The sequence below is a fragment of the Protofrankia sp. Cj3 genome (assembly GCF_917627355.1).
Classification (GTDB): domain Bacteria; phylum Actinomycetota; class Actinomycetes; order Frankiales; family Frankiaceae; genus Protofrankia.
In genome coordinates this window covers 23,442-30,752 of record NZ_CAKJTR010000052.1, presented here as the reverse complement: position 1 = coordinate 30,752, position 7,311 = coordinate 23,442, and the positions used below count along the sequence as shown (strand labels likewise).

Sequence of the window (7,311 nt, the reverse complement as noted above, 5' to 3'; positions counted from 1 at the left end):
CCGTCGGCACCACTGGAAAAACGCTGGGCACACCTGGCTGGGCATACCCCACGCTCCAGCCGGCACGCCTGTGCCGAGGAAGTTCCGGGCTGCGCCAGGCCGGGCCCTTGCTTTTCCGGCGGCACAGCTTTTCCGACAGCACAGCCCGGTCCCGCCAGCGGGCGTATCGCACCGGGCCGCCGGGCCGCCGCGTGTTCGCTGTGGATAATCACAACCACGGCAATCATATCTATTATTTTAATATAATTTTGTCGCTTACACGCGAACGGCCGCCAGCGCACTGCCAGCGGCCACAGAGATATCAATCAACAAAAATTATGACAAATATAGATATAGATCAATGAACAGTAAATACGCTGGCCCATGGCGATGGCGGCAGCCACCCATGAAGACCGTCAGATCGTCACCGGCCGTTCTCCGGCGGAACAGGCTTCGGCGCCGCGGACGGTGACGCCGTGGCCGCTGGAGCCGGCGCTGTCGGGCTGGGAGCGGGTGCCGTCGTGGCCGGGTCCGCCGCCGGCTGCTGCGTCGAGGCGGCTGGCACCGGTGCGGGCGCCGGCGCGGGTGCCGCTCCGGATTCGGTATCGCTGCTGGTGGGCCCACCGGTGGCTGTTCCGGCACCGCTGGCCGGCTGTGTGTCGGATGCCGCCGGCTCCTCCCGCCGCGCCAGCGCCGCTGGTGGAGCGGGCCCGACGGCCGGCGAGGCACCGATGTCCGGGTCGGCCGTATCAGGTGCCGCGGCCGGTGGGACCGTACCGGTGGCGGTGGCCTGCGGTGGCCTGCCTGCCACCCCAGTGGCCATGCCGACGCCGGGCGCGCCGGCTTCGGTACCGTTCGCGGCCAGATAACTCATTGTCCCGCCCAGCGCGGCTCCGATCACAGATGTCGCCAAAAAGACGGTCCCGCACATCCGCCCAGTTCTTTCAAGCAACACAGTCGACCGATTCATCACCATGTTCTCCTCGCTGACTGAAAGCCATGATCATAGCTCTCTTCACGCCGCTGGAAGCCGTGTGGAAGTCAGGACCCGCCCGTCACGCCGGAAACATCTGGATGCATTCCTCCGCCGGCAACGACCGAATGACCAGTTCGGCCGGTTTACCACCAGCACCCACGATCCGGGCGCCGAGCCAGACCGTCACGCCAGCATCAGAGCGCCCGGCAGCAGGGCCGCGGATCAAGGAGCGGGGCTGGGGCGCGCGCATCGCGCGGCGGCGCAGGGAGCCGCCCTGGTTGTAGGCGTCGACCGACGAGCCGGGGTACCCGCGCATCGCGCGGCGATGGATACCGTCAGCCCGGTCTCCGCGACGAGCTCGCGGGCGAGGACATCCTCGGGGGCTTCACCGAAGCCGAGTCCGCCCCCGGCAGGAACCGCTGGCCAGACAGGCAGGTGGTCGGCGCGGCCCGCGGCAGCGGACCGCGGCCGTCCGCATGCCGGCACACACCGTAGGCAGCGGTCCGCTGCCGCCCGACAGGCCCGACGGCCTGGGTGCTGATGCCCGGGAGTACGGTCACCGGCCGAGATCGCGGCCGGGGCCGTGCCCGCGGAGATGACAGGGAATTTGAGGAAAACCACCGGCCCGCACATCCCGATGCTATTTGCCGGCTGAGCAGCATCGGCCGCCGTGGGCGTACCCCACCTGTGGTTTCCGCCATGTAAGAGCGCCCGACAATAGGGGACGCGGCGTCGCGGGGTTGGGGCACGCGCCTGGCGTCATCGCTCCCCGTCCATCGCTGCGCGATGCGCGGGTACCCCGGCTCGTCGGTCGACGCCCCACACAGGGCGCCTCCCTCCGCTGGTCACTCCTCGAAGGAGGGGGTGGCCCACCACGGGTAGAAGCCGGGTAGGTCACGGCTGGGGCGCAGGGTGAAGGCAGGCGCCCGTTTCTCCCGGAACGCGGCCACGCCCTCGGGGACGTCGGCCATCCGGCCGAGCGCGAGCAGCGCCTGTGACTCCAGCCGGTTCGCCTCAATGGGATGATCGGCATCAAGAAGCTTCCACATCAGCTGGCGGGTGAGGGCGACCGACACCGCCGAGGTGTTGTGGGCGATCTCGATGGCGATCTCCCGCGCCCGGGGCAACACGTCGGCGGCGGGGAGCAGCTCGTGTACAAGGCCCGCCGCCAGCGCTTCCGCGGCCTGAAAGATCCGGCCGGTCACGGCCCATTCGACCGCTCTGGAGATCCCGACAATCCGCGGCAGGAAGAAGCTCGCGCACGACTCGGGGATTATCCCCCGCCGGGTGAAGGGCAGCCCGAAGCGGGCGTTGTCCGCGGCGATGCGCACGTCCATCGGAAGAATCATGGTGATGCCGATCCCGACCGCGGTCCCGTTCACCGCGGCGATCACCGGTTTGGGTAGATCGTAGATCAGCAGCGCCAGCTCCCCACCGACATCCCTGGTCCCGCCGCGCAACGGTTTGAAGTCCGCCGCCGCGGCGTCGTACCCGTCACCGCTGGACAGGTCGGTACCGGCTGAGAAGAAAGGCCCACTGCCGCCGGTGACCACGACCGCGCGCACGTCATCATCCGCCCCCGCCCGGGTAACGGCGTCGATCAGTTCGTCGAGGACCTGGTACGTAACGGTATTGCGCCGCTCGGGCCGGTTGATCGTAATCGTAGCGACATTCTCCTCGACGGCATAGAGGAGTTGTTCGTAAGGGTTCTGATCATATTCCACGGTATTACTCTCCGGTGAAAACGGGTTGGCGCTTCTCGACGAACGCGCGCATTGCCTCGCCCGAATCCGCCGTCATGGCGGCGAGGATCTGGGTCCGGTTCTCCAGCTCGATCGCCGGGGTGAACCCCGCGTCGAGGTTCGCCCACATGATCTTTTTGGTCATCGCCACCGCGAAGGGGCTGTTGGCGCAGACGGCCTCGGCGGTCTCCAGCGCGCTGTCGAGCAGATCCGCGTCGTCGACCATCCGGGAGACCAGACCAATGCGCTCCGCCTCAGCGGCATCCACCGGCCGGCCGGTAAGCATGATCTCAAAAGCGCGGGACGAGCCGACATGGCGGGGCAGGTGATAACTGATGCCGCACTCCCCCGCGGACAATCCGATCTTGACGGCGGCAACGTGGAAACGCGCCGAGACAGCGGCCAGCCGCACATCGGCGGCCAGCGCCAGCGCCATCCCGGCACCGGCCGCCGCGCCGTTGACCGCGGCGACGACAGGCTGCGGGATCGCACGGATGGTCCGCACCATCGCGGCGAAGGCCTCCTGCCCGCGCAGCCGCTCGGCCGGTCCGCGGGAGCGCCCCATCGCGCCCCGGACGTGCCCGGCGAGGTCCAGGCCGGCGCAGAAGGCGCGGCCGGCCCCGGTGAGCACGACCACGCGGGCCCGCTCATCCGCACCGAGCCGGGCGAGCGTGTCGGAAAGCTGCCCGACCATGCCGAAGGTGAGAGCGTTGAGCCGGTCAGGGCGGGACAGCGTGATCTGGGCAACCGACGGCCGGGGCCAGCTCACGACAACCGGTTTGTCAGTGTCTCCTGCGGTGTCTCCCGGTTCGCTGATCATCCCGCCTCCTGTGGCTACGCCGCCGCTGCCGCCGGGGGGCCGGCGGCACCGTATATCTCTATCATTTATTCAGATTAGTCAGCTGTACAACCGAGCCACCAGGACGAGGGGAGACGCTCATGACCGGGCCGCTCACGGGCGTGCGGGTGTTGGAGATGGCTGGCCTGGGCCCAGCGCCGTTCGGGGCGATGCTGCTCGCCGACATGGGCGCGGATGTCGTCCGGGTGGATCGGCTCACGCGCGCCACCACGGGCGGCGACTACGAGAAGAGCCGGCAGGGGGCCGACCCCCGCGGATACGCCATGAACCGCGGCCGGCGGTCGGTGGCTCTCGACCTGAAGAGCCCCGCCGGTACCGAGACGCTGCTCAGACTTGCGCAGAGCGCGGACGCGCTGATCGAAGGATTCCGGCCCGGGGTCATGGAACGCCTTGGGCTGGGTCCAGACGTCTGCCTTGCCCGCAACCCTCGGCTGGTCTACGCCCGGATGACCGGCTGGGGGCAGCAGGGCCCGCTCGCGCATACCGCCGGCCATGACATCACGTACATCGCCCTCGCCGGTGCCCTGAACAACTTTCGGCGGCACGGAGAGCGGCCGGTACCACCGCTCAGTCTCGTCGGCGACTTCGGCGGCGGCGGGATGCTGCTCGCGTTCGGTGTGGTCTGCGCTCTGCTGGACGCGCGTGCCCACGGGCGAGGCCAGGTGGTGGACGCGGCCATGGTGGACGGCACCGCCCTGCTCACGACCCTGTTCCACGGGCTGCTCGCCCAGGGGCGCTGGCGCGACGAGCCCGGCACGAACTTCGCCGACACCGGCGCACCCTACTACGAGGTCTACGAAACCGCCGACGGCGGCTACATCGCGGTCGGTGCGCTGGAAGGGCCGTTCTACGACGAACTGATCCACCGCCTGGGGCTGTCCGCGGCCGACCTGCCGGCACGGGACGACCAGGCCCACTGGCCCGCGCTCAAGGAACGTTTCGCGGCCGTGTTCCGTACCCGGACCCGCGACGAGTGGGCCAGCCTCCTGCTGGCCACGGACTCCTGCGCCGCGCCGGTACTGTCGCTCACCGAGGCGCCACGCCACCCGCACCTCCAGGCGCGGGGAACCTTCGTCGAACGCGACGGCGTGGTGCAGCCCGCGCCGGCACCACGTTTCAGCCGCACCCCAGCGGAACTCGGCGCGGTACCGCCACTGCCCGGCGAGCAGACCGGCGATGTGCTCGCCAGCTGGGGCTTCGCGCCGGACGAGGTGACGAAGCTGCTCGATACCGGCGTCGCCGGGGGGCCGGCTCCCTATTCCCGCTGAGCTCCCCGAGGTTCCCGCTGAGCTCCCCGAGCAGCACCTCCCCTGAGGTCTCCGAGCACGCGACAACCATGATCGCGTGCTCTCCGACCAGGGGCACCAGCGGCAAGGGTGCAGACCGCCACCCCGCTGGCACCAGTGATCGGGCTGCGGAACACACCCGCGACCGTGAGCAGAACCACCCTGGCGGTGGTGCCTCGCGGTAACATTGCGCCAAGATACTGGCCTGTTCCGTTCCCTTTGCTGAACGCACCTGAGGTCTCGTGGTTGACTGTCGAGCCGTGTCGACACCGCCGCCCGGTCCTGGGCGGACAAGCCATGATCTGCCGAGCGATCGCCGAGGCCCCATGGGCAGGACGGGTAACCGCGGCCAGTCAGCCCACTGCGACGCGCGGCCGCCCGCCGAGACCGTGGCACCAGCGTCCTGGCACGTTGACGGACCAACGCCGCTCGCGCCCGATGCCAACACTTTCGATCATCTACTGCTCGCGCTGGACGCCGCGTGCGTGGGTGTCTGGGACTGGGATGTCGCTGGCGAAACGCTGCGCTGGGACCGGCGTACCGCCGAGCTGCACGGCATCGACCTGGACGCCTTCGATGGGACGATGGAGGCGTTCCTGGCCCTCGTTCACCCCGGCGACGCGCCGAACATCCAGGCTCGGATCGCCATGGCGCTGGCGAGCGGTGGCTCCATCCTGGAGGAGTACCGGGTGATGCGCCCGGACGGCTCACACGCCTGGCTCCAGGGGCGCGGCCGGACAATCACCAACGCCACGGGCCAGATCGTCCGCCTGGCCGGAGTCTGCGCCGACACCACCGAGCTGCGCCACGAGCGCGAACAGGCCGGGCGCGCCATGCAGCACGTCAGCGACGGTGTGGCGGTGTACGACAACGAGGGCCGGTTCGTGTTCGTCAACGCGGTCGCGGGCCGGCTCCTCGGCCATGACCCGTCCGAGCTGCTCGGGAAACCGATGTGGGACGTGTATCCGGAGATAATCGGCTCGGCGTTCGAAAAACTGTACCTACAAGCCCAGCGGACGCAGGTCCCCGTGGAGTTCGAGGGATACTACGGGCCGCTCGCCGGCTATTTCGAAATCCGCCTGTTTCCCGCGCCGGACGGGATGACCGTGTACTTCCGCAACGTTGACGACCGTCAGCGCGCGGAGGCACAGCGTGCGGAGCTGATCCGATCACTGTCGTCGGCGCTGGACCGGGCCCGCAAGCTTTTCGACGTCACCGCCGCGCTCGGCCAAGCCCTGACCGTTCCGGACGTCACCGATGCCGTGGCTCGCTCCGCCCGTGACGACCTCGGCGCCGACGTCGCCGCGATCATACTGGTCGGTGAGGAGGGGCGGCTGTGCATGGTCGGCCCGACCACACAGTCCAAACAGGTCAACCGCGTCCTGGAACGGATCTCCGGCCGGGCGGCCACCGCCACCTCGGACGTCCTGCGCACGGCGCATGCCCGGTTCGACGCTTCCCGAGCGGAGTACCTGGCCGACTATCCCCATGTCGGGGCCCTCCTCGAGATGGCCGGGCTGGGCCGCGTGGCCCACCTCCCGATGATCATATCGGGACGGCCGATCGGGGTCATCCTGCTCGGGTGGGCATCCGAACAGATCTTCGATACCGATGAGCGGGCCTTCCTGACGACCCTGGCCGGGCATTGCGCCCACGCGATCGAACGGGCGCGGCTGTATGATCGACAGCTTTCGGTCACCGAAGCACTTCAACAGGCGATCCTGCCACGGCACCTGCCGACCGTGGCCGGAGTGGACCTGACCGCCCGATACCTGCCGGCGGGCCGTGACGTCGACGTCGGCGGCGACTGGTATGACGCGCTGGCGCTCCCGGACGACTCGCTCATGCTGATCGTCGGCGACGTCGGTGGCCACGGGCTACGCGCGGCCACGGTCATGGCCGAGCTCAAGCACGCGGCGCGCGCCTACGCGATGCTGGGGCAGTCCCCCGCCGCGATCACTGGCCAGCTGTCGGCCAGCCTCACGGCTTCCGGCTCGGAGGTCTACGCCACCGCGGTGGTCGTCTGCCTCAACGTCACCAACCAGATGCTGACCTGGTCATGCGCGGGACATCCCCCACCGCTGGTGCTCGACGGCGCCAGCCCGGCCTTCCTGGAGGAAGTCCACGGCCCGATCCTCGGTGCCGTGGACAACCTCGTCTACCGGCAGGACACCATGGCCCTGCCGCCAGGCGCACGTCTGCTGCTCTACAGCGACGGGCTGGTCGAGCGCCGGGACACCTCCATATCCGACCGGCTCGACTTCCTGTCGGCCGTCGCCGCCGGCGCCAATACCATGGGCCTGGACGCAGCGTGCGACCGGCTGCTGGACGAGGTGGCCGGACCCAGCGGCCGGGAGGATGACCTGTGCCTGCTCGCCGCTGACCTTCTCGACATTCGCTGACCGGCGGGCCGGCCCCCGCGCCCGGAGGTGAAACGGGTCAGCCGCCGTGGGCGTGCCACCACCAGGA

At 69.4% G+C, this 7,311-nt stretch carries 5 protein-coding genes; 3 read left to right on the top strand and 2 right to left on the bottom strand.

What is annotated here, in order from left to right; all coding sequences use genetic code 11:
• The first annotated feature begins 455 nt into the window (after positions 1 to 455).
• Positions 456 to 848, top strand: a complete 393-nt coding sequence (locus MJ783_RS09630) for a hypothetical protein (RefSeq protein WP_239310037.1) — start codon at positions 456 to 458, stop codon at positions 846 to 848.
• 952 nt (positions 849 to 1,800) lie between these two features.
• On the opposite strand, the gene MJ783_RS09625 is transcribed toward MJ783_RS09630, so the two are convergent.
• Both MJ783_RS09625 and MJ783_RS09620 read right to left on the bottom strand, forming a co-directional pair.
• On the bottom strand, positions 1,801 to 2,679 hold the full coding sequence (locus tag MJ783_RS09625; protein ID WP_239310036.1) for an enoyl-CoA hydratase-related protein: 879 nt from the start codon (positions 2,677 to 2,679) through the stop codon (positions 1,801 to 1,803).
• A gap of 4 nt (positions 2,680 to 2,683) precedes the next feature.
• A complete protein-coding gene (locus MJ783_RS09620; RefSeq protein WP_239310035.1) occupies positions 2,684 to 3,517 on the bottom strand; it encodes an enoyl-CoA hydratase/isomerase family protein in 834 nt (277 codons plus the stop codon).
• 119 nt (positions 3,518 to 3,636) lie between these two features.
• On the opposite strand from MJ783_RS09620, the gene MJ783_RS09615 reads away from it, so the two are divergent.
• Both MJ783_RS09615 and MJ783_RS09610 read left to right on the top strand, forming a co-directional pair.
• The gene (locus MJ783_RS09615) at positions 3,637 to 4,824 is read left to right on the top strand and encodes a CaiB/BaiF CoA-transferase family protein (protein WP_239310034.1); all 1,188 of its coding nucleotides are present in this window, start codon (positions 3,637 to 3,639) and stop codon (positions 4,822 to 4,824) included.
• A 344-nt stretch (positions 4,825 to 5,168) separates the two neighbouring features.
• A complete protein-coding gene (locus tag MJ783_RS09610; RefSeq protein ID WP_239310033.1) occupies positions 5,169 to 7,244 on the top strand; it encodes a SpoIIE family protein phosphatase in 2,076 nt (691 codons plus the stop codon).
• Positions 7,245 to 7,311: the final 67 nt, after the last annotated feature.